Genomic DNA, 21,085 nt, shown 5'->3' with positions numbered 1-21,085 from the left:
CGACCCGCGCGGCCGAGGGTAAAAGAGAAGACTTATAAGTTGGGCTGAGTCAGAAAGTCTCGGGGATGGTGGGTCATTTCTGAGACATGGATATACAATATATTATTAATGAACTGCTTACAAGCCACCCGGCCGAGGTTCCTCCCGAAAGGTGCTAAAAGTTTGGCTTTTAAGTTGAGGGGGCCCGACCTCATGAGTCTTGACGCTCCTCGGGAAGCGCCGAACGAGAATTCCGCAATTACCTTTATATTAGTGTTTTATAAAACTCGCTTGACGACTTCCGCTCGCACAGGCGTTTCGGCCCGAAATTTGGGCTCTGAGAGTACAATCGCGCTGCGGGCTGGATCACGCCGCGGCCCGCTTGATCGCCCGTAACGCTCGCGCCGGCATCGCTTTCGCCCGCAGATCGCCGTCCCGCGCGGCCCCCCGCAACCAAAATGGCGCAGCCATTTTGTTAAGCAGCCTGCGGACGAAGTCCGAAAGGCTGCTAGCGGTCCGACAGCTTCCAAGCCCCTTTCCCGTGACACTCGGGACACTCCTTCGGCACCTTGATCGAGCCATCCTCACAGGCTACGCAGCGCACTTGGCCGTGATCGCACGTTGGGCAATCCTGCTTTACCACGCTGCCCTTCCCTTTGCCCGACCCGCCACAGGTGCTGCACGACACCGTCTTCCGGTCCTGCACCATCGTCCCCGAGCCGCCACACGCCGAACATGGCGGCGTGCCAGGCACATAGCTGAAGCCGATTCCCCCACACACGCTGCAGATCTGTTTTCCTTTGCCACCACACGTCGGACACGGGGCCGATTCCAGTACCTTGCCTTTGCCGCCGCAGGTTTCGCACGGGTGTGAGGCCGTCAGCTCCGCGTGACGCTTCGCCGCGGCCGGATCGCGTGAGGCCTGATAGAATTTCGCCGCCTGTCCAAACTGGCCAATGCGGTCCAAGTAGCGCGCCAGCAGCGCCTTCAACTCGATTACTCCCGGTCCCTCGACCGTCCTCGACTCCATGTAGCCACCGCCGCCCGAGACGCTCTCCTGGTCAAACATCGCCTGCACCGCCCCGGCCGCACGTTCCGGCATGTCTTCCATGAGTTCCTTCAACACTGGCACCGACACGGCTCGTTCGCCGCGCCCATATGCCCGACACGCCGCATCCCGCGCGAGGTCGGAGTTCTGCGCCGTGCCTTTCCCACGCAAGGCGCACCTCGCCACTTCGGCCTCGCCCGCGCCCGAGCCTTTGGCCGCCGCCCGCTGGTACTGCGCAAACGCCCGGCTGGGCCGTGCGCCCGGCGGATCGACCCGCTCGTAGAGTCGGCCCAGGAAAAGGAACGCCTCCGCCGGCGCCTCCGGCCGGTCGGTCACGCGCTCCAACACCCCGATCTTGTGCGACGGGTCCTTCGCGGCGCCGTGCTTGTCATAGAGGTCGAGCAGCATCGGCACGCCGTCGAACTCGCCGTCCGCCACCGCCGCCTCGAGCCATCGCTCCGCCTGCGCCGCGCGACCTTTGCTGTAGTCCTCCTTTGCCACCCAGGCCCGCGCCGCCTTGTCGCCCGCCGCCGCCGCCTCGGCGAGGTAGGGATACGCTTCGTCCGGTTGGTCCGGCCGCTGCCGCAGCAACGTGCGCCCCAGCGTCGCCCGAAACGGCTGCCGCGTCCGCACCTTCGCTTTCAGAATTGCCTGCATCTCCGCGGTGGCCGTGCCCCAGTCATTTCGCCGCTGCGCCTGCTGCGCCCGCCGCCACCGCGCAAGTGTCTCGCCATCCGGCTCCTCAAAATAGTCCAAGGCCGACGCCAGCGCCGACCACTCCGTCACCACGGGGTCGTCGGGCGCCGCCACCGCCGCCAGCAAGTCGACCTTCAGCATCAGTTGTGGCGTCACGTTGCTCGACCCCAGCCCCGCGATTTCCGCCCGCAGCGCCTGTTCATCCCGCTGCGCGATCTCCGCTTCATGCTCCCGGAACTCACGGTAAAGCGCCGGATTCTGCCGGCTGAACTCCGTCAGCGGCTCTTCATAGACTTCCCGCCGCAGCCGCTCGAACTCCGCCGGCGTCGGAAACTCCGGCGCCGACGCCGACGCCAGCGCCACCCTCGCCTCGTCCACCTTCCCCTTCGCCGTCAACTGCGCGACCGTCCGGCGCACCTGCGCAAAGCTCCTCGCCTCCGCCTCCCGGTCCACCTTCGCGAGCAGCGCCTCGAACCGCTTCGCCCGCTCCCGCGCCCAGGTCCGTCCCGGCTCCACCGTCTGGCCGTCGGCGTCGGCCCGCAAGCGCGCCGCCTTCGCCCGCACCGCCGCAAACTGGTCGCGGTAGACCTCCGCCGCGTCCTCGCGCATCGCCAGTTGCATGCGCACTTCCGCCCGCGCCGCATCCTGACTGCGCGCGCGCTGCCGCAGCCAAAGTCCCGTCGCCGCCAGCACCGCCACCGCCACCGTCGCAATGCCCACCTCCCGCATGCCAAAGCCAAACACCGTCCGACGCGCGACTGTCGGCGCGACGCGCCGTCCAGTCGCCGCCGGACCGGGACTACCCGGCGACGGAGGCAATCGATCTGGAGGAAATTCCATTTGGGCCCGACCTCGTCCTCATCGGCACAAAGCGCCCCCTCGTTAACGCTCATGCACCTGCCCGGCAAAAACCTCCAAAAACCAGGTTTCGCTCCACCGGAAAACCTGTTAGCTGCGTCCCTTCACCGCCGCGTCATGCCCATCCGACTCTTCGAATCCCAGTCCCGCGAGGTCCGCCCGCTCCAGCCGTCGCACGCCGACGGCGTCTTCCGTTTCTACAACTGCGGCCCCACGGTCTACGCTCCGGCCCACATCGGCAATTTTCGCACCTTCGTTGTGAACGACGTGATCCGCCGGCTCCTCGAACTCGAGTTTGGCGCCGACAAGGTGAAGCACGTCCGCAACCTCACCGACGTCGACGACAAGACCATCAAGCGGGCCCGCGACGAAAAACGCCCGCTCGCCGAGATCACCCAGCGGCTCACCGCCAAGTTCCACGCCGACTGCGCCGCGCTCAACTGCCTGCCCCCACACGTCGAGCCCACCGCCACCGGCCACATCGCCGAACAGGTCAACATGATCGACGTCCTCCTGCAGAAGGGGAACGCCTACCGCGCCGCCGATGGCTCCGTCTATTTCAAGGTCTCCTCCTTCCCCGGCTACGGCCGGCTGTCCCGCGTCAAGGAGCGCGAGCTCCAGCTCGGCAGCGCCCTCGCTGGCAAGTCCCAGGCGGCGGACGCCGATGAAAAGGAGGACGGCAGCGACTTCGCCCTTTGGAAGGCCTGGAAGCCGGACGACGGCGACGTGAAGTGGGACGGTCCCGCCGGCGCCGCCGCCGGTCGCCCCGGCTGGCACATCGAGTGCAGCGCGATGAGCAAGAAGCACCTCGGCGAGACCATCGACCTGCACACGGGCGGTGTCGACCTGCTGTTCCCACACCACGAGAACGAGATCGCCCAGAGCGAGTGCTGCAACGGCGTGACGTTCTCCCGGCACTGGTATCACAGCGAGCACCTGCTCGTGGACGGGAAGAAGATGAGCAAGTCCCTCGGCAACCTCTACACCCTCGACGACCTCGTCGCGAAGGGCGTGTCGCCGATGGCGCTGCGCTACGCCCTGCTCGCCGGCCATCCGCGCAAGCAGCTCAACTTCACGCTCGATTCGCTCCACGCCGCCGAGAAGGCCCTTGCCACCCTCCGCGCCTACCGCGCCACGCTGCCGGCGAGCGGCGGCGATCCCGCAACCTTCGCGCCGTTCTTCGCCGCCATGGAGGACGACCTGAACACGCCGGCCGCGCTCGGCGCCCTCTTCACCGTCGTCAACCGCGGCCCGGCCGGCGTCGACGCCGCCTCCTTCGATCGCGCGCTCTTCGCGCTCGGGCTCAACCTCGCCGCGCCCACCACGCCCAAGACCGAGGCGCCCGCCGAGGTAAAAGCCATCGCCGAACGCCGCTGGGCCGCCAAACAGGCCAAGGACTTCGCCACCGCCGACGCGCTCCGCAAGGAGATCGCCGCCACCGGTTGGACGATGCTCGATCGCAAGGACGGCTACTCGCTCGAAAAGGCCAAGGGCTGACCCGCGCCGCGGGCGTGCCCAGGGCCCTGCCTCCGCCCGCTAGTTCCGCGCCGTATCGAGCAGCAGGTCGAGCAGCGCCTCGTTCGTCCGCTCGTTGCGGCGGATGGCTTCGTGCACGTCCGCCCTCAGCAGCTCGACCGGGCTGGCCGCCAATTCGCCGCAAATATCCACGCCGCGAATCACGCGCTCCCGCACCAGTGCTCGCAGCAGCGGCCGTACCCCGTCCAGCGTCAGGCTGCCCTGGTCCCAGTTCGTCACCGCGACCGTTCGGTCAAACGCGTCCTTGTCGATGCTGAGATAGACGTCACCCGTTGGCACCAACGCCAGCAGTTGATCCGCCGTCGGCATCGCCTTGGCCGGAAACGCTGTCACGCGTCCGCGAAGCGCCGCCGGCAGGCGCGCCCCCGCCTCCTCCGGCACGCCAAGCAAGATCACCTGCTGTAGATTCGGGAGCGCGCGCACCGCATGCAGGATCCACGAGCCGCAGGAAACCAGTCCCGGGATCACACCTTCCGCACTGTCCGTATGGCGGTCGAAAACCACCAGCGTGAAGGGCCTCTCCAACCGCGATATGCAGGCCAGCGCCACGTAGTGATGGTCACCAGAACCGATCAGCGTGATGCCACCTGGCACCTCCGCCAACGCCCGACGGATCACACCAAACGCATCCACCGAGCAGTACAGGCTCGTCCCGCGCAACCGCCGGAGATCGACCGAGCGATGCTGGTACCGCGCCTGCAGCTCCGGCTGCTCCGCGTACACCGCGTCAAAACGGAGAAACCTCACCCGGCGATCGATCAGGCTCATGTGCGTGTCCTTTGCGTGACCGCCGATTCTAGCCCCGGTGTCAAAGCGCCGCACCCCGCCACGGCGCGCCCAACACCGCCGACTCGCCTCGTTCCTTCCTCCGGCGGTTTCCGAACCTGTAACCTTCCAACCTTGAACCTGGAACCGCAGCGCGCCGGCGCCGCGGCGCGCCGCCGGGTTGACACCCACGCGTTTTCCCGGCGCTCTACACGGTTCCGGCCCTGCAATCGTAGGCAGGCCACAATCACTACACATCATGGCTATGACTCCGCTTGAAGAAATTCGCCACTCGTGCTCCCACGTGCTGGCGACCGCGATTCTGCGCATCTTCCCCGATGCCAAGCTCGATATCGGCCCCCCGACGGACACCGGGTTCTATTACGATATCGATCTCGATCACAAACTCACCGCCGAGGACCTCACGAAGCTCGAGGCGGAGATGAAGAAGGTGATCGATGAGAACCAGCCGTTCCGCCGGACCGAGGTTTCGCGCGAGGAAGCAACGGAGATCATCAAGCGCATCGGCCAGGAGCGCTACAAGCTGGGCCGCCTGTCCGACATTCCGGAGGGCGAGAAGATCTCGTTCTACCAGAACGGCGACTTCATCGACCTCTGCGCCGGCACGCACGTCCGGTACACGAAGCAGATCAAGGCCTTCAAGCTGCTCTCCATTGCCGGCGCGTACCATCGCGGCGACGAGAAGAACAAGCAGCTCCAGCGCATCTACGGCACCGCCTTCGCCTCCAAGGACGAACTCGCCAACTACCTCACCCAGCAGGAACAGGCCAAGCTCCGCGACCACCGCAAACTCGGCCGCGAGCTGAAGCTCTTCCACATCGATGAGGACGTTGGCCAGGGCTTGATCCTCTGGACGCCCAACGGGGCCATCATCCGCCAGGAGCTGCAGACGTTCATCAGCGAGGAACTGCGCAAGCAGGGCTACTCGCAGGTGTTCACGCCGCACATCGGCAAGCTCGAGCTCTACAAGACCTCCGGCCACTTCCCGTACTACAAGGACTCTCAGTTCTCCCCGATCTTCGAGAACGACTCCCTGGCCAAGGCGCTGGGTGAAAACTGCTCCTGCGCCGAGGCGTTCGCCCGGCTCGACGCGGTCTCGAACAATCTCCGCGAACAGGTCAACAACCGCACCGGCCGCGAGGTGATCACCCCCGATCGCGTGCGGCCCGACGAGCAACTCCTCAACGGCTTCCTCCTGAAGCCGATGAACTGCCCGCACCACATCAAGATCTTCGCCTCGCAGCCGCACTCGTACCGCGACCTGCCGGTCCGCCTCGCGGAATTCGGCACCGTCTACCGGTGGGAGCAGAGCGGCGAGCTCAACGGCATGACGCGCGTCCGCGGCTTCACCCAGGACGACGCCCATCTGTTCTGCACCGAGGAACAGGTCGCCCAGGAGGTCCTCGGCTGCCTTTCCCTCGTGAAGATCGTGCTCAGCACGCTCGGCATGCAGGACTACCGCGTGCGCGTCGGCCTGCGGGATCCGGATTCCACGAAGTACACCGGCAACAAGGAGAACTGGGACAAAGCCGAAAACGCCTGCCGCGAGGCGGCGAAGACTCTCGGCGTGCCCTTCACTGAGGAGCCCGGCGAGGCCGCGTTCTACGGCCCGAAGATCGACTTCGTGGTCAAGGACGTCATCGGCCGCGAATGGCAGCTCGGCACCGTGCAGGTCGACTACAACCTGCCCATCCGGTTCGACCTGTCCTACATCGGCGCCGACAACCAGCCGCACCGCCCGGTCATGATCCACCGCGCGCCGTTCGGCTCCATGGAGCGCTTCTGCGGCGTGCTCATCGAGCACTTCGCCGGCGACTTCCCGGTCTGGCTCGCCCCCGAGCAGATTCGCCTGGTGCCGATCAGCGACAAGACGATGGACTACGCCCGCGGCCTCCTCAACCGGCTCCGCGCCGAAGGGCTCCGCGCCACGCTCGACGAGCACAGCGACAAGCTGGGCGCCAAGATCCGTCGCGCCGAGATCGACAAGGTCCCGTACACGATCGTCATCGGCCAGAAGGAGGCCGAGGCCAACAGCGTGTCCGTCCGCTCCCGCGCCCGCGGCGACGAGGGTGTGATGACCGCCGACGCCTACGTGGCCAAGGTCAAGGCCGAGGCCCAATCCCGTTCCCTGCCCGAAAAGAAAAAGGCATAAAGACCGGTCCGCAGCTACCACCTCTCACGGCCGCCGGATGCTCTCCGGCGGCCGTTTTCTTTGGGTCGAAAGCGCGTGCCGAATCCCCGACGAAAACCGTCCCGGACAGCGCCACGTCCGCGCCGGAAATTTACCGCGCCGCCGCGAGGCCGAGATCGTACACCGCAAACCCGAGCAGGCGCGCATCGGCTCGCGCCCCTTCCGTCACAGGCGCGGCCTCCGACGCCAGCTCCAACCGCAGCGTGCGTGTCGCCTGCACCGGCACCGTCACCGGGATCGCCTCGGTTCCCACCTCCCCGGCCCAGCGTTCCAGGCCGTTCACCCGCAGCGTAACCCGCCGCGGACTCAACGCGCGCAGTCGCAGCGTCAGCGTCGCCGCCGTCGGCGCGCCCGCCGTCGTCCGCATCGCGATCTCCCCGCCGCCCGCGGTCCACGTCCAGAAATGCCGCCCCGCCTCCTCGCGGCCGTACCAGCCGGAGCGCAGCTCCGCCACGTAGCCGAGGCCGCCCGCGCGGCCCGCCGTAAATTCGTTCGCGTGCCGAGGGACATGGACGAATGCCAGCACGCCGCTCAGCACCGTGAGGTTTGTGAGCACCACCCAATGCCAGCCGCTGCGCCGCCGTACGATCAGGACCGCCACCGCCAGCGACAGCGGCAGCAACACGCGCGTCGCCGCGCCCGGATTTCCCTCCCACACCGCGGTGCCAAAGCACGCCATCATCGCCAGGCCGCCCAACGCGCTTCGCCACCAGCGATCCTCCAGATCGCGATGCCGCAAGACATACGCCGCCTGGCTCAGGAGCGCGACGAACGAGATCGCGGTGCCGAACCGCAGCAGCCACCAGGGCTCCCGCGGATCGAGCCCGGTCACCACCTCTTTGAGTTTCCCAAACAGGCCGACCAGCGGCGCCGAAAAGTTGCCCCAGCCTTCGCCGGCATTGCCCACCGTGAGGGTCACGTACACGAGCCACACGGAGAGCGGCGCGCAAACGACCACCCCGGCGAACAGCAACTCGCGCCACCGTCGCGCCCGCACCGCCGCGGGCGGCACAAACGCGAGCGCGGTCGCGAGAATGCTCTCCCGCGCCAGCCCCGCCACGCCGAGCACCGCCGCGCCCCAGCGCCAACGTCCGCGCTCCGCCGCCGTCAAAGCCCAGGCGAAGAGCAGGGTCGCAAACGCATCCGTCAGCGCCAGTCGCACCGAGTGCAACACTCCCGCCGAGCAAAGAAAACCCGCCCATACCGCGAAGCTGCGCGCATCGTCCACGCGCAACAGCCGCCAGCCCACCAGCGCGAGCGCCAGCCACACCGCGATGTTCAGCGCGGCATAGGTGGGCGCGATCGCCGCCGGACGTCCTCCCGCCACGGTCCACGCCACAAAACTCGTGAGAATCCGCCGCGCTCGATACGGCAGATTCTGGATCGCCTGGGGCAATTCCCGATCGCGCAGCGAAGGATCAACCGCGATCTGCGCGTATGTCGCTCCATCGTAGCCATTGCTTCCCGCATAGACGAAAACGGCCCCCGATTTCACCGCCGACACCGCGACGCGCTCATCGCTTTCATCCATCTGAATGAACCGCGTGAATCCATAATACGGGTGCCAGAAGCGGCTCACCATGCCGAGAAACAGCACGGCGAGCGCCACACCCGCCCCGCGCAAAACCATCCGGCGAGAGAACATACTCAAGCCCCCCAAGCTCTCCGTTCGCCCCTCCCCCACTCAAGGCAATTTCAACGGTTTCCACCTCTCTTTCTCTTACTCATCCTCTTTCTCTTTCTCCTCAGAGCGGGATTGAGGGATTTCAGACCTTCAGCATCTTCCCTTTCAGCCCTTAAGCCTTTTCGCCCTTTAGCCCTTTCCCCATGCACTCCCGTGTTCTCCTCGCCGTGGTTCTCGGATTCAGCCTCCTGTTCACCGCGTGCGCCAAATCCGAAAAGCGCGGCAAGCTCGTGGCCGAGCCTTCGGTCGTCGCGGTCATCGAAACCGACAAAGGCGCGATCCACATCAACCTGCTCCCCACCGTCGCGCCCAAGACCGTGGAGAACTTCCGCCTGCTGTCCGAACGCGGCTTCTACGACGGGCTGACGTTCCACCGCATCGTGAAGGACTTCATGATCCAGGGCGGCGATCCGCTCGGCACCGGCTTCGGCGGCGAGAGCGCCTGGGGCGGCACGTTCGCCGACGAGATCGATCGCAAGTCTCCCCTCTACCGCACGGGCTACAAACGCGGCTCCGTCGCAATGGCCAACACCGGCCCCAACACCAACGCCTGCCAGTTCTTCATCGTGCAGCGGGATTACCCGCTGCCCGCCGACTACACCATCTTCGGCCAGGTCAGCCGCGGCATGGAAGTCGTCGACGCGCTGATGGACACGCCCACCGAGCGCGGCGTCGACGGTCGCATGACCAAACCCAAGACCCCTCTCGTCATCCGCAAGATCCGCGTCGAATCCGCCCCGACCCCGCCCCCTCGCTGACCGGTCTTTCTCTTGCTCTTCCTCTTTCTCTTACTCGCAAGGGATTGAGGGATTGAGGGATTGAGGGATTGAGGGATTGAGGGATTGAGGGATTGAGGGCCGTCCCCGGATATCGCAGCCGCCCTCCCATCGTTCTCGTTCTCGTTCCGCCGCCGCCCCCCACCGCCCTCCCCACCTCGGTCTCGCCGCCCGCCCTCTCGCCGTTGGCACGCTTGCCGCTCCCCGTTCCCGGGCCACTTCCCGGACTTCCTCTCCGCCCCGCTCGGTCGGCCGCCCTCGCCGTCCATACAATTTTGTAACCACCCCGCCCCGCTTGGTGTATGACCCCAGCACCTCGCCACCCGCCGCCACCTTGAACGCCCTTACCTCCCCTCCGCGCACCGCCCCGCCTCACCGTATCGATCCGCAACGCCCCATCATCGAGGTGCAGGGGCTCACCAAGCTTTTCGGCGCCCAGCGCGCGCTCGCCGACGTCAACCTCTCCGTGCCCGCCGGCAACATCGGCCTCCTCGGCCCCAATGGCGCCGGCAAGAGCACGCTCATCAAGTGTCTCCTGAATCTGGAGACGCCCACGTCCGGCACCGCCAAGGTCCTGGGCGTCGATATCCGCGCCAGCAATCGCGCCTCCCGCGAGCGCGTCGGCTACAGCCCGGAGCAGGATTGCCAGATCCCCGGCATGGCCGGCTGCGAGTACGTCACCTACTGTGGCCAGCTCTCCGGCATGCCCTTCCGCGTCGCCCGCCAGCGCACGCACGAGATTCTCGACCTCGTCGGCATGGGCCAGGAGCGCTACCGCCCGGTCGACACCTACTCCACGGGCATGAAGCAGCGCATCAAGCTCGCCCAGGCCCTGGTCCACGACCCCGACATCGTCTTCCTCGACGAGCCGACCAACGGCCTCGATCCGTCCGGCCGCGAACACATCCTCACGCTCATCGGCTCCCTGTGGCGCGAGCTCGGCGTCAGCGTCATCATGTCCTCCCACCTGCTCCACGACATCGAGCGGGTCTGCGACCGCGTCATCATCATCGGCCACGGGCGCGTCCTCGAACACGACACCATCGCCGCCCTCAAGAGTCGCCACCGGCGCATCGTCGAGGTCGCCCCCGCCAGCGAGCGCGACCGCTTCATCACCGCCCTCACCGCCGCCGGCCACCAGGTGACCGCCCTCTCCAACGGCCGCCTCCGCCTCCAGTCCGACTCCGACTCGATCGAGTGGCTGCTCGACCTCATGCGCCAGCAGGGCCTGCCGCCCGCCGAAATCGTCGCCAATCCCGACGCCCTCCACGAACTCTTCATCGCCGCCATCTCCGCCGACCATGGACGCAACCCTTGACCTCAGTCGCTGGCGCGAGACGCCGCGCGGCGTGGGCTATCGCCGCTGGAGCATTCTCCGGAGCGGCCTCGACCTGCTTCTGCGCAATCGTTTCTACCGGATCCTGCTCGGCGCCGCCTGGAGCTCCGGGCTCATGATTGCGGTGCTCGGATTCACGTTCAGCCAGGCCATTTCCAGCGGTGGCGTGCTCGAGAGCCTCGCCACCCGGCTCGGGCCACGCTTCGAAGCCATCGTCACCGCGCTCAGCGGCTTCGTTGCCCTCTACCCCGACATCTGCATCGGCGGCATCTTCGGCCTGATCTTCTGGGTGCATTCCTTTGTCGGCCTGTTCCTGGCGCTGCTCGCCCTCACCGGCATGATCCCGCGGCTCATCACCCACGACCGCGCCAGCAACGCGCTCGTCATCTACCTCGCCCGCCCGCTCACCACGACCGACTACCTGCTCGGCAAACTCGGGATGATCGTGGGCATGATCCTCCTCGTTTGGACCGGTCCCCTGCTCTTCGGGTGGCTCGTCAGCATGCTGTTCGCGACCAACACCGACTTCATCTGGTACTCGCTCGAGCCGCTGGGTCGCGCCCTGCTCTTCAACGGCATCAGCCTTGTCGCACTCGCCGCCATCGCGCTCGGGGTCTCCGCCCTCGGCAAGACGTCGCGCATGACCACGGGGGTGTGGATCGCGCTCTGGTTCGTCGCCAGTGCCCTCGCTGCGCCGCCGGGAGCGCCCGCGTGGCTCAAGCGCGCCAGCTTCACCCACGATCTCAAGCAGGTCCGGCAGGAGGTCCTGCGGATCGACACCGCGCTCACCCGCGCCGGCGCCGAGTTGCCGCTCCTTGACCGCCACTTTGCCGCCAACCTCAGCGCCGCCGGCCGCAGGGCCGCCGCCGAGGACGTCGGGGGCGCGCTCGCCGGCCTCGGCGTGTTCGTCGTCCTCTCCTCCTTCGTCTTCTTCCGCCGGCTCAAGCCCGAGGGCGACCGGTAACCGCCTGCCCCACCGTCCCCGTGACCACTCCTTCGTCCGTGCTCTCCCCCGCTCCCGCCGCCCCCGCGATCATTGAGGCCGAGAACCTCAGCCGGTTCTACGGCATGGTCCTCGGGCTGAACAACGTCAGCTTCCGTATCCAGCCCGGCCTGACGGGCATCGTCGGGCCCAATGGCGCCGGCAAGACCACGCTGTTCCGCCTGCTCCTCGGCCAGATCCGCCCCAGCTCGGGCTCGCTCCGCGTCTTCGGCGCCGCGCCGTGGAACAACCCCGCCGTGCAGTCGCGCATCGCATACTGCCCCGAAGGCGAACACGTCCCCGCCGGCCTGCGCCCGCTCGAGTGGCTCACCGGGCTCGGCATGATCTCGGGCCTCTCCGCCGCCGAGGCCGACGCCCGCGCGCGCCGCGCCCTCACCCGCGTGAAGCTCGGCGAGGAACACTGGCGCAAGCGCGTCACTGCCTATTCGAAGGGCATGAAGCAGCGCGTGAAGCTCGCCCAGTGCCTGCTCCATGATCCCGGCCTCGTCATCCTCGATGAGCCCATGAACGGGCTCGACCCGATGGGCCGCGAGGACGTCGCCGTCATCCTGCGCCAGCTCGCCCTCGAGGGCACCAGCGTCCTCATCTCCAGCCATATTCTCCACGACCTTGAGGCGCTCTGCGCCGACTTCCTCCTGCTCCGCTGGGGTCGCATCCCGCGCTCGCTCAACGAGGCCGCCTCCGCCGACGCCCGCGGCCGCTGGCCGGAATCGACCACCTTCCGCTGCGCCGATCCCGACCAGCTCGCCCGCTTTCTCTTCGCCAAGGAGCTCGTCCGCGGCTGCGACATCGTCGCCGAGAAGCAGACCCTCCACGTCCGCTGGCGCGACCCGCGGCAGTTCTACGGCGACTTTCACCAACTGCTGCTCGAGAGCGGCGTCGCCATCTACGAGGTCCAGGCCACAACCACGTTTCTCGAGAAAGCCATCGAACCCGCCGCCCACCCATGAGCGCCCCTGTCTCCATCTCCCCCCCCGCGACTGCGCCCGTCCCGTCGTTGGGCCGCGCTTTTCTCGGCGTCTGCCGGCTCACCGTTCCGCGGTTCTTCACCCCAACGCACCTCCTCGCCCTCGTCGGCGCGCTGGTGCTGGTTGGCTTCATCGCCTACGCGATGCTGGGCTCCAACGGCGGCGCACACGACTACGTCGGCTGGCTCGTCCAGGTGTACTTCACGTTCCTCGTGCCCGTCGTGGCATTCCTCACCGGCGGCGGCGTTATCCGCGACGAGATGAAGCCGGGGACGGTCGACTACGTGCTCACCCGCCCGGTACCGCGCCCGGCCTTCGTCGGCTTCAAGTACGTGGCCCACGTCCTGGGTACCCAGATCCAGTTTCTGCTCGCGCTCGGCGTCCTGTTTGCCGTCGGCACCTGGCGCCACGCCGAAGGCCTCACCGCCGCCCTGCCGCTGCTGCTCCTCGCCCAGGTGCTCGTCGTCTTCGCCTTCACCGCCTTCGGCTTCCTCTGCGGCGCGATCGTCGGGCGCTTCGTTGTCATCGGCGTCATCTACGGCGCCATCGTCGAGATCGGCGTCGGCCACATCCCCACGCAGATCAACCGGCTCTCCATGACGCAACAGGTGAAGTCCATGCTCCAGCCGGTCATCCCGACCGCCGAAGCCGCCAACATCGCGAGCGCCGCCAGCCCCCTGCTTACGACCGCCGCCCTCCTCGGATTTGCGCTCGTGACCCTCGCCGCCGCCGCCACGCTCTTTCACCTGCGCGAACTCAGCCGCGCGAATGAATCCTGAGCTTTTGTAACCCGCCCCCGGAATCCTGTGTATCACCGAGCAGACACCGCTCACTCATGAACAAGTTCACTTCACTCCTGCTCCTTTCCGCGCTCGCCACCGCGCCCGCCCTGCCCGGGGTCGCTGCCGTCAACCCCGCCATCATTCCCGCCGACGCCCGCTGGACCATCTACGCCGACCTGAACGCCCTTCGCGCCAGCAAGCTGGGCAAGGAACTCGTCACCGTCGCCGAACAGGCCCAGAAGGACGCCAAGATCGGCATCGATATCGCCAAGGTCATGGCGACCGTCGGCAGCGTCACCGCCTACGGCTCCAACTTCAGTCAGGACCCGAAGGCCCTCGACGGCACCCTCGTCCTCCAAGGTTCGGCCGACCTCCGCAAGATCGCCGAAAGCCTGCTGCTCCAGGCCACCATCGCCTCGCCCGACGTTGCGGCCGAAATCACCGACCTGCCTTTCCCGGCCTACAGCCTCAAGGCCCCGCCGCCGAAGGCGCCCGCCGCTCCCGCGAACGGCACTCCCGCCAACGGCGCTCCTGCCGCTGCGCCCAAGGTTCCCGCCGCCGAACCTCTCGGCGTGATCGTCGCGTTCCCGCCCGAGAACGTCGTCCTCGTCTCCAAGTCCCGCGCCCAGCTGCTCAAGGCACGCGAAGCGTTCCGCGGCTCCATCCCCACGATTGCCAAATCGTCCGACGCCCCGCTCAAGGAACTGCTCAAGGCTTCGGGTGACGCCTGCATCGTCGCCGCCAGCCTCGTCCCAACCGATATCGCCCTGCCGGAGAACCAGCCGCAGGCCCGCATCCTCAAGATGGCGAACTCGGGCGCGATCTCCCTCGGCGAACGCGGCGCCAACACCTTTGCCCACGCCACGCTCTACGCGTCCTCCGACGCCATGGCCGACAAGCTCATGAAGATTCTCGAGGGCATGACCGCCATGCTGTCGCTCGCCGAGACCAGCGACGCCAAGCTCTCCGAGTTCATCAACTCGGTGAAGGTCGAACGCGACTCGCGCTTCGTCACCCTCGACCTCAGCTACTCGAGCGACCGCCTGCTCGAGATGATCAAGAGCCTCTCGCAGAAGTCTGCGGCCCCCGAGCCGCGCAAGCCGTCCGGCAACCCGCTCGTCGTCGGCCTGCTCGTCGCCGAATGGAAGGCCGAGGCTTCCCCCGCCGCCGCCCAACCCGCGACTGCCGCCAACACCGCCCCCGACGCCAAGCCCGCGCCGCTGGCGACCACCACCGCGACCCGCACGCTCGAGAAGGTCACCCTCAAGAACGGCACCCGCATCACCCTCGCCCGCAACAGCCACGGCGACCGCCGCATCCGCTTCGAACGCGTCGAGATCGTCGCCACCGAGGGCGGCGCGCCGCTCCTGTTCCGCTCCGAGTTGATGCGCCGCGGCGGGCCCAATGAGAGCCACCAGATCTTGAGCTTCCCCGGCGTCGACGGGACCTACACGCTCAAGGTCACCTACGTGAACGACCCGACCGGCAAGGCCTCCTACGCCGTCAGCGTCCTCCACCCCGCCGCGCCCAAGCCCGAACCCTCTGCCGACGCCGCCCCGGCCACCCCGGCGACCGAGCCGAAATCCTGATCCGTGGCCTTCCACCCCGGCGCCGGTTCACTCCCGGCGCCGGTTTCCGTTATCTTGTCCACGCCTCCCGTCACTTCCTCCGACACCGCGCTCGCGCCGTCCGCGCGCCTGCCGGATCCCGCGACACCCGACCTCGCGGCCGAAGCCGCCCTGATCCGCGCCGCCGCCGGCGGTGACTCGCGCAGCTTCGGCGAGCTCGTCCGTACCCACCAGCGCCGCGTCTACAACTTTCTCCACCAGATGACGCGGCACCGCCAGGACGCCGAAGACCTCACGCAGCAAACGTTCATCAAGGCCTACCACAACCTCGGCCGTTTCGATCCGCAGCGCCCCCTCATCAACTGGCTGCTCACGATCGCCCGCCACTCCGCCATCAACCACTTTCGGGACACCAAGCGATGGAGCGAAATTCCAGAGGACACCGCCGGCGGCGGCCTGTCGCCCGCCCGCGCCGCCGAGGTCAGCGACCGCACCGCCAACCTCTGGGATCGCGCCCGCGCCGTCCTCTCCGCCCGCGAATTCGAGATCATGTGGCTCCGCTTCGGCGAAGAGCTGTCGACCGAGGAAACCGCGCGCGTCGTCGGTTTGACCCAAACTCACGTCAAGGTACTGGTGTTCCGAGCGCGCCGAACGCTCATGAAAGGAGAAGCATGAACCGCCCACCATCCCCCCGTCTTTCCTGCCGCCTCGTTCGTGCCTGGGTCTCCGTGTCGAGCGAGGCGCCTCCGCGCCACGGCACCGCCGCCCGCCACATCGAGCACTGCGCCGCCTGCCAGGCCCATTTCGCCCGAGCCGATGCCTTTACCGCGGCCCTGCGCCGCGACGCGTCCGCCCATCTGGCCGACGTCCCCGCCGGGCTCGACACCCGCATCATGCAGGCGGTCACCACCTCGGCCGTCCCCGCGCCCGCCCGCCGCAAGGTGCGTCACCTCCCGGGCCTCCTGGCCGGTGCCGCCGCGGGTTTCGTGGCCGTCATCGCCTTCATCCAGACCGTCGATCGTCCGGGGCCAATGGACCACGAGTTTACGGCTATGTCACCGGGCGGCGGCGCGGCCACCGCCGGCACCGGCAGCGCCTCCGGCGCGCTCAATCTCGAGTCGCTCACCGAACTCGCTGGCCCCGTGAAGTCAGCCCTGGCCACCGATCCGCTCCAGACCGAGGTCCAGTCGGTGTACGCCGACGCCCGCAAGGCGGTGCACTTCCTCGCGTTGAACTTCCTGCCGTCCGAGACCGCCTCCCAGCCACGCAACGGCTCCCGTCCCGACGCCTGAGCTGCACTGCAGCCCTCCCGGCGACGCTTGGCCGACTCCCGCGCCTCAAGGCCGCCTTGGGCGGCCATCCCCCGGCTTCAGTGCTTGGCTTTCGTAGCCATCACGTTTCGACGTTCCTCCCTTCGCGCCCCGGCCCCAATGGCGGCGGGCGGCCCTTTTCCTTCGCGTTCCGCCGCCGGCGTATCGCCGTGCCCGGAACGCTCGCTTCAGCGGCGCGGCTTCTTTGCCTTGGCGCCAGCACCACTTGCCTCGTTCGGCGAGGCCTCGGTGTGCTCGAGCATCGTGAAAAAGGCGGACAGCGAAACGCCGATACCGCCTACGATGCGCGAGATGCTGGAGAGTGACAGGTTGCGAGCGCCGCGCTCAACATCGGCCAAGTAGGTGCGATGCATGTCGGCACGCCAGGCCAGTTCCTCCTGTGAGAGGTCCAGACGTTGGCGGTACCGGCGAATGGTCGCTCCGAAGAGGCGCTTGAGCTCAGTCTCGTTGGTTTTGGATGGGGACTTTTTGGGCACGGGAAGGGCGCTATCCTAGCAGTGGGAACAATAGCCGATAAGTGACATGCACTTCCGCAAATCGCCAGGTACTCCGGGTCGATTTGCTGCCGCTGAGACCACCCTCCCCCGCCTTGGTTCGCGGCCGGCGGCGGATTTGCCGGTTCTCTGGGACGCGTCACCGCCAGAGCCGGGTCCCGGTGGCCCCGGCCCGCCGCCAAATCACGTCTTGCTAAGGCCCGGAGCCGCCTCTGTGCTCTCGCTTTCTTTGCCGCGACATGACCTCCGCTGAGATCCGCCAGTCGTTCCTCGATTTCTTCCAGAAGCATGGCCACACGATCGTGAAATCGTCGCCGTTGCTGCCGGAGTCTCCCGGCCTGCTGTTCACCAACGCAGGCATGAACCAGTTCGTGCCCATCTTTCTGGGCGAACGCAGCCCGGACGTGTCGCGCTGGGGTGACCGCGTGCTCGCGCCCGCCAAGGACACGCGCGCGTCTGACACGCAGAAATGCATCCGCGCTGGCGGCAAGCACAACGACCTGGAGGACGTCGGCTTCGACACCTACCACCACACGATGTTTGAGATGCTGGGGAACTGGTCCTTCGGCGATTACTTCAAACGCGAATCCCTCGAGTGGGGCTGGGAGCTGATCACCAAGGTTTGGGGCATCCCGGCCAAGCGGCTGTTTGCCACGGTGTACTCGCCCAACAAGGACAAGGGAGACCCGTCCGACTTCGACCAGGAGGCTTACGACATCTGGGCCGGCATCTTCACCCGCGCCGGCCTCGATCCCAAGGTCCACATCGTCTACGGCAACAAGAAGGATAATTTCTGGATGATGGGTGACACCGGCCCCTGCGGCCCGTGCTCCGAGATCCATTTCAACCTGCTGCCCTCCGACGACGAGGCGGCGGGCCGCAAGCTGGTCAACGCCGGCTCTCCGCGTTGCATCGAGATCTGGAATCACGTCTTCATCCAGTTCAACGCCAACGCCGACGGCTCCTTCTCCCCCCTCGCCGCCAAGCACGTCGACACAGGCATGGGCTTCGAGCGCGTCGCCGGCATCTACGCCACCACCGGCGGCTTCAAAAACTTCTCGGCGGATCCGTCGAACTACAACGCCGACGTCTTCGCGCCACTCTTCCGCCAGGTCGCCCAGCTCTCGGGCAAGACCTACCAGGGCACGGTCCCGACCAAGCGCGAGGGTCTCTCCGAACAGGAGAACATCGACGTCGCGTTCCGCGTCCTCGCCGACCACGCCCGCTGCGTTTCCTGCGCCATCGCCGACGGCATCCTGCCGGGTAACGAGGGTCGCAACTACGTCATCCGCCGCATCCTCCGCCGCGGCATTCTCTACGGCAAGAAGCTCGGCCTCCGCACCGGTTTCTTCGAACAGCTCGTGGCTCCGGTCGTTGAGTCACTGGGCCGTGTCTTCCCCGAGCTCCAGCAGCAGCAGGACATCGTCCGCCGCGTGATTCGCAGCGAGGAGGACAGCTTCGGCCACACCCTCGACCGTGGGCTCGCCATCTTCAACAAGGCTGCCGCCACCGGCGCCATCACCGGCGCCGCCGCATTCGAGCTCTACGACACCTACGGCTTCCCCCTGGACATGACACAGCTCCTCGCCACCGAGCGCGGGCTGACGGTCGACACCGAGGGCTTCGAGGCCGCCATGGAAAAGCAGCGTGAGCGCGCCCGCGCCGCGCAGAAGAAGGAAGTCATCGTCGCCGCCACCGAAGGCGACGCCTCCGCCTCCTACGAAGCCACCGTCTTCACCGGCTATCTCATCGACACCGACAACGCCGTCGAGGCCGTCGTCACCGATGTCGTGCCGAGCGGCGACGACACGTTCCTCGTGTTCGACCGCACCCCTTTCTACGCCGAAATGGGCGGCCAGGCGGGAGACACCGGCACCGCCGTCGTCGCCGGCCAGACCATCGCCATCGTCGATTGCGTGAAGGACAAGGCCGGCCGCCACCTGCACAAGGTCGACGCCGCCGCCAAGGCCCAGCTCGCAGGCGCCACCCTCCGCGGCGCCAAGGCCCGGCTCAGCATCGATCTCGCCCGCCGCCGCGCCATCTCCCGCCACCACTCGGCCGCCCACCTCATTCACTGGGCGCTGCGCAAGACCCTCGGCACCCACGTCCGCCAGGCCGGCACGTCCAAGACGCCCGAGCGCATGCGCTTCGACTTCTCCCATTTCGAGGCCCTCACGCCCGATCAACTCCACCAGATCGAGCGGATGGTAAATGAGAAGGTCATCGATAACGCCAAGGTCCAGTGCTACGAGACCGAGTTCGACAAGAAGCCGGCCGACACCCTCGCATTCTTCGGTGACAAATACGGCCGCATCGTCCGCGTCGTCGACATGGGCGGCTACAGCCGCGAGCTCTGCGGCGGCACGCACGTTTCCACCACCGGCGAAATCGGTCTCATCAAGATCGTCGCCGAAATGGCCATCGCCGCCGGCACCCGCCGCATCGAGGCCGTCGCCGGCACCGCCGCCTACGACTTCATCGCCCAGCGCGAAGCCGCCCTCGCCGCGGTCAACGCCCGCCTCAACGCCGGCCCGCAGGACGTCATGCAGAAGCTCGAGTCCGTGCTCGCGCACACCAAGGAGCTCGAGAAGCAGCTGAAGGCGTTCCAGCAGAAGGCCGCCGCCGGTCTCGCGGACGATCTCGCCGGCAAGGCCGTCGAGAAGGACGGCCTCAAGTTCGTCTCCGCCGTCGTCAGCGTCGAGAACCCCGAAGCCCTGCGTTCCCTCGGCGCCCAGGTGCTCGGCAAGCTCGGCGAGGGCGTGGTCAAGCTCGGCGCCGACTTTGGCGAAAAGGCCAGCGTCGCCGCCTTCTGCTCCCCCGCCGCGATCAAGTCCGGTCACCAGGCCGGCAAGATCATCCAGGAGCTTTGCGTAAAGCTCGGCGGCAAGGGCGGCGGCAAGCCCGACTTCGCCATGGGCGGCGGCAAGGACGTCGCCAAGCTGGCAGAGGTGCTGAAGTAACCGAGGCCGACGCTGGTTCTCGTTCTCGTTCTCGTTCTCGTTCTCGGCCGGCTGTCGCCGGCCTCCGTCTTCTGCTGCGCGCACCTACCGCGCAGCAGCACGAGTTCCTCGTTCGCTCACGTCGGCCGCAGGCGCGTCGTCTCACCGCACGAGGCCCGCGAGTTCCGCCGATCGCGCCCTTTCGAGAGAAAGAGTAAGAGTAAGACCGCCCCCCACACCGCGTCCCCCTCCGCCCCCACTTTCACTCTCACTTTCACTTTCACTTCGTCACGAGTGGCACAAACCGCACGCCGAACAGCGGTCGCTCCGTCACCCGCCCGTCGCAGTCCTTCGTCACTTTCACCAGCGTCTGATCGTCGGGATTCACGCCCACCGGAATCACCATCCTGCCGCCCGCTGCCAGCTGTGTCACAAGCGCCGGCGGGATCGTCGTCGGCGCCGCCGTCACGATGATCGCCTCGAAGGGCGCCGCCTCCGGCCAGCCCGCCGCGCCATCGCCCACGCGGTAGTGGATATTTCCATACCCCAGCCGGCGCAGCCGCACGCGCGCCGCGAGCGCCAGCTCCGGGATTCGCTCGATCGTGAACACCTCCGCCGCCAGCTCCGCCAGGATCGCCGTCTGGTAACCCGACCCCGTCCCCACCTCCAGCACCCGACTCTCCCGCCGCAGCTCGAGCTCACGCGTCATCTCCGCCACCAGCGTCGGCTGCGACGCCGTCTGCGCGTGTCCGATCGGCAGCGGCCGGTCCTCCCGCGCATGCCCCCGCTGCGCTTCCGGCAGGAACTCCTCGCGCCGCACCGCGCGCGCCGCCCGGGCCACGACATCTCTGGGCATCCAGCCAAACATGGCCCGGGAACCTACGCCCAAACGTTGTTTTTTGCGCCCGCAAAACCAACGTCCGTGCGGCCCTGGCCCGCCCATTGTGGTCGTCCGTCCGAGGTTCAAACCCGCAACGTGCGCACCTGGAACCTGTAACTTTGCCACCTTCCACCGCCTTCGCCTGCCGCCCACCCCAAGTTTTCGCGCTCTTCCGCGCCGTTCGCGGTTCTCCCCCGTCAGTGGTTCCCGTTCCCCCGTGGCTTCGAAAC

At 67.3% G+C, this 21,085-nt stretch carries 16 protein-coding genes; 11 read left to right on the top strand and 5 right to left on the bottom strand.

What is annotated here, in order from left to right:
- Positions 1–487: 487 nt before the first annotated feature.
- Positions 488–2,563 (bottom strand): hypothetical protein, encoded by a 2,076-nt coding sequence (locus DB354_RS20515; RefSeq protein ID WP_146180349.1) that lies wholly within the window; start codon positions 2,561–2,563, stop codon positions 488–490.
- Positions 2,564–2,698: 135 nt separating this feature from the next.
- Here DB354_RS20515 and cysS point away from each other — a divergent pair, with 135 nt between their 5' ends.
- The gene (gene cysS / locus DB354_RS20510) at positions 2,699–4,078 is read left to right on the top strand and encodes a cysteine--tRNA ligase (protein WP_107837503.1); all 1,380 of its coding nucleotides are present in this window, start codon (positions 2,699–2,701) and stop codon (positions 4,076–4,078) included.
- A 39-nt stretch (positions 4,079–4,117) separates the two neighbouring features.
- Here the strand turns inward: cysS and DB354_RS20505 are convergent, their stop codons facing one another.
- The gene (locus DB354_RS20505; protein WP_158277639.1) at positions 4,118–4,885 is read right to left on the bottom strand and encodes an arginase family protein; all 768 of its coding nucleotides are present in this window, start codon (positions 4,883–4,885) and stop codon (positions 4,118–4,120) included.
- A 256-nt stretch (positions 4,886–5,141) separates the two neighbouring features.
- Between DB354_RS20505 and thrS the strand changes: the two genes are divergently transcribed.
- Positions 5,142–7,055, top strand: coding sequence for a threonine--tRNA ligase (thrS, locus tag DB354_RS20500; protein ID WP_107837502.1), 1,914 nt, complete (start codon positions 5,142–5,144; stop codon positions 7,053–7,055).
- A 130-nt stretch (positions 7,056–7,185) separates the two neighbouring features.
- Here thrS and DB354_RS20495 read toward each other — a convergent pair whose 3' ends face one another.
- Entirely contained in the window at positions 7,186–8,739 is a 1,554-nt protein-coding gene (locus DB354_RS20495; RefSeq protein ID WP_146180348.1) for a hypothetical protein, read from the bottom strand.
- A gap of 182 nt (positions 8,740–8,921) precedes the next feature.
- Between DB354_RS20495 and DB354_RS20490 the strand changes: the two genes are divergently transcribed.
- The 8 genes from DB354_RS20490 (at position 8,922) to DB354_RS20455 (ending at position 16,503) form a co-directional block, all read left to right on the top strand.
- Entirely contained in the window at positions 8,922–9,536 is a 615-nt protein-coding gene (locus tag DB354_RS20490; protein WP_107837500.1) for a peptidylprolyl isomerase, read from the top strand.
- A 352-nt stretch (positions 9,537–9,888) separates the two neighbouring features.
- Positions 9,889–10,872, top strand: a complete 984-nt coding sequence (locus tag DB354_RS20485; protein ID WP_158277638.1) for an ABC transporter ATP-binding protein — start codon at positions 9,889–9,891, stop codon at positions 10,870–10,872.
- Entirely contained in the window at positions 10,856–11,854 is a 999-nt protein-coding gene (locus tag DB354_RS20480) for a hypothetical protein (RefSeq protein ID WP_107837498.1), read from the top strand. The genes DB354_RS20485 and DB354_RS20480 overlap by 17 nt, the downstream gene beginning before the upstream one ends.
- 20 nt (positions 11,855–11,874) lie before the next feature.
- The gene (locus tag DB354_RS20475; protein ID WP_146180347.1) at positions 11,875–12,843 is read left to right on the top strand and encodes an ABC transporter ATP-binding protein; all 969 of its coding nucleotides are present in this window, start codon (positions 11,875–11,877) and stop codon (positions 12,841–12,843) included.
- On the top strand, positions 12,840–13,640 hold the full coding sequence (locus DB354_RS20470) for an ABC transporter permease subunit (protein ID WP_107837496.1): 801 nt from the start codon (positions 12,840–12,842) through the stop codon (positions 13,638–13,640). Before DB354_RS20475 ends, DB354_RS20470 begins: the two co-directional genes overlap by 4 nt.
- A gap of 56 nt (positions 13,641–13,696) precedes the next feature.
- Positions 13,697–15,232: a hypothetical protein gene (locus DB354_RS20465; protein ID WP_107837495.1), complete on the top strand. Its 1,536-nt coding sequence runs from the start codon at positions 13,697–13,699 to the stop codon at positions 15,230–15,232.
- 54 nt (positions 15,233–15,286) lie between these two features.
- Positions 15,287–15,886, top strand: coding sequence for a sigma-70 family RNA polymerase sigma factor (locus tag DB354_RS20460; protein ID WP_158277637.1), 600 nt, complete (start codon positions 15,287–15,289; stop codon positions 15,884–15,886).
- On the top strand, positions 15,883–16,503 hold the full coding sequence (locus DB354_RS20455; protein WP_146180346.1) for a hypothetical protein: 621 nt from the start codon (positions 15,883–15,885) through the stop codon (positions 16,501–16,503). The genes DB354_RS20460 and DB354_RS20455 overlap by 4 nt, the downstream gene beginning before the upstream one ends.
- Positions 16,504–16,709: 206 nt before the next feature.
- Here DB354_RS20455 and DB354_RS20450 read toward each other — a convergent pair whose 3' ends face one another.
- Complete coding sequence (locus tag DB354_RS20450) at positions 16,710–17,018, bottom strand: helix-turn-helix transcriptional regulator (RefSeq protein ID WP_107837492.1); 309 nt, start codon at positions 17,016–17,018, stop codon at positions 16,710–16,712.
- A gap of 257 nt (positions 17,019–17,275) precedes the next feature.
- Here DB354_RS20450 and alaS point away from each other — a divergent pair, with 257 nt between their 5' ends.
- Positions 17,276–19,996, top strand: coding sequence for an alanine--tRNA ligase (gene alaS / locus DB354_RS20445; RefSeq protein WP_107837491.1), 2,721 nt, complete (start codon positions 17,276–17,278; stop codon positions 19,994–19,996).
- Positions 19,997–20,255: 259 nt separating this feature from the next.
- On the opposite strand, the gene DB354_RS20440 is transcribed toward alaS, so the two are convergent.
- Positions 20,256–20,831, bottom strand: coding sequence for a protein-L-isoaspartate(D-aspartate) O-methyltransferase (locus DB354_RS20440; protein ID WP_199226901.1), 576 nt, complete (start codon positions 20,829–20,831; stop codon positions 20,256–20,258).
- Positions 20,832–21,085 lie beyond the last annotated feature (254 nt).

Origin of the sequence: Opitutus sp. ER46 (assembly GCF_003054705.1) — a bacterium.
Classification (GTDB): Bacteria; Verrucomicrobiota; Verrucomicrobiia; order Opitutales; family Opitutaceae; genus ER46.
The sequence above is the reverse complement of the archived record's forward strand: the minus strand, read 5'-3'. Positions and strand labels throughout refer to the sequence as shown.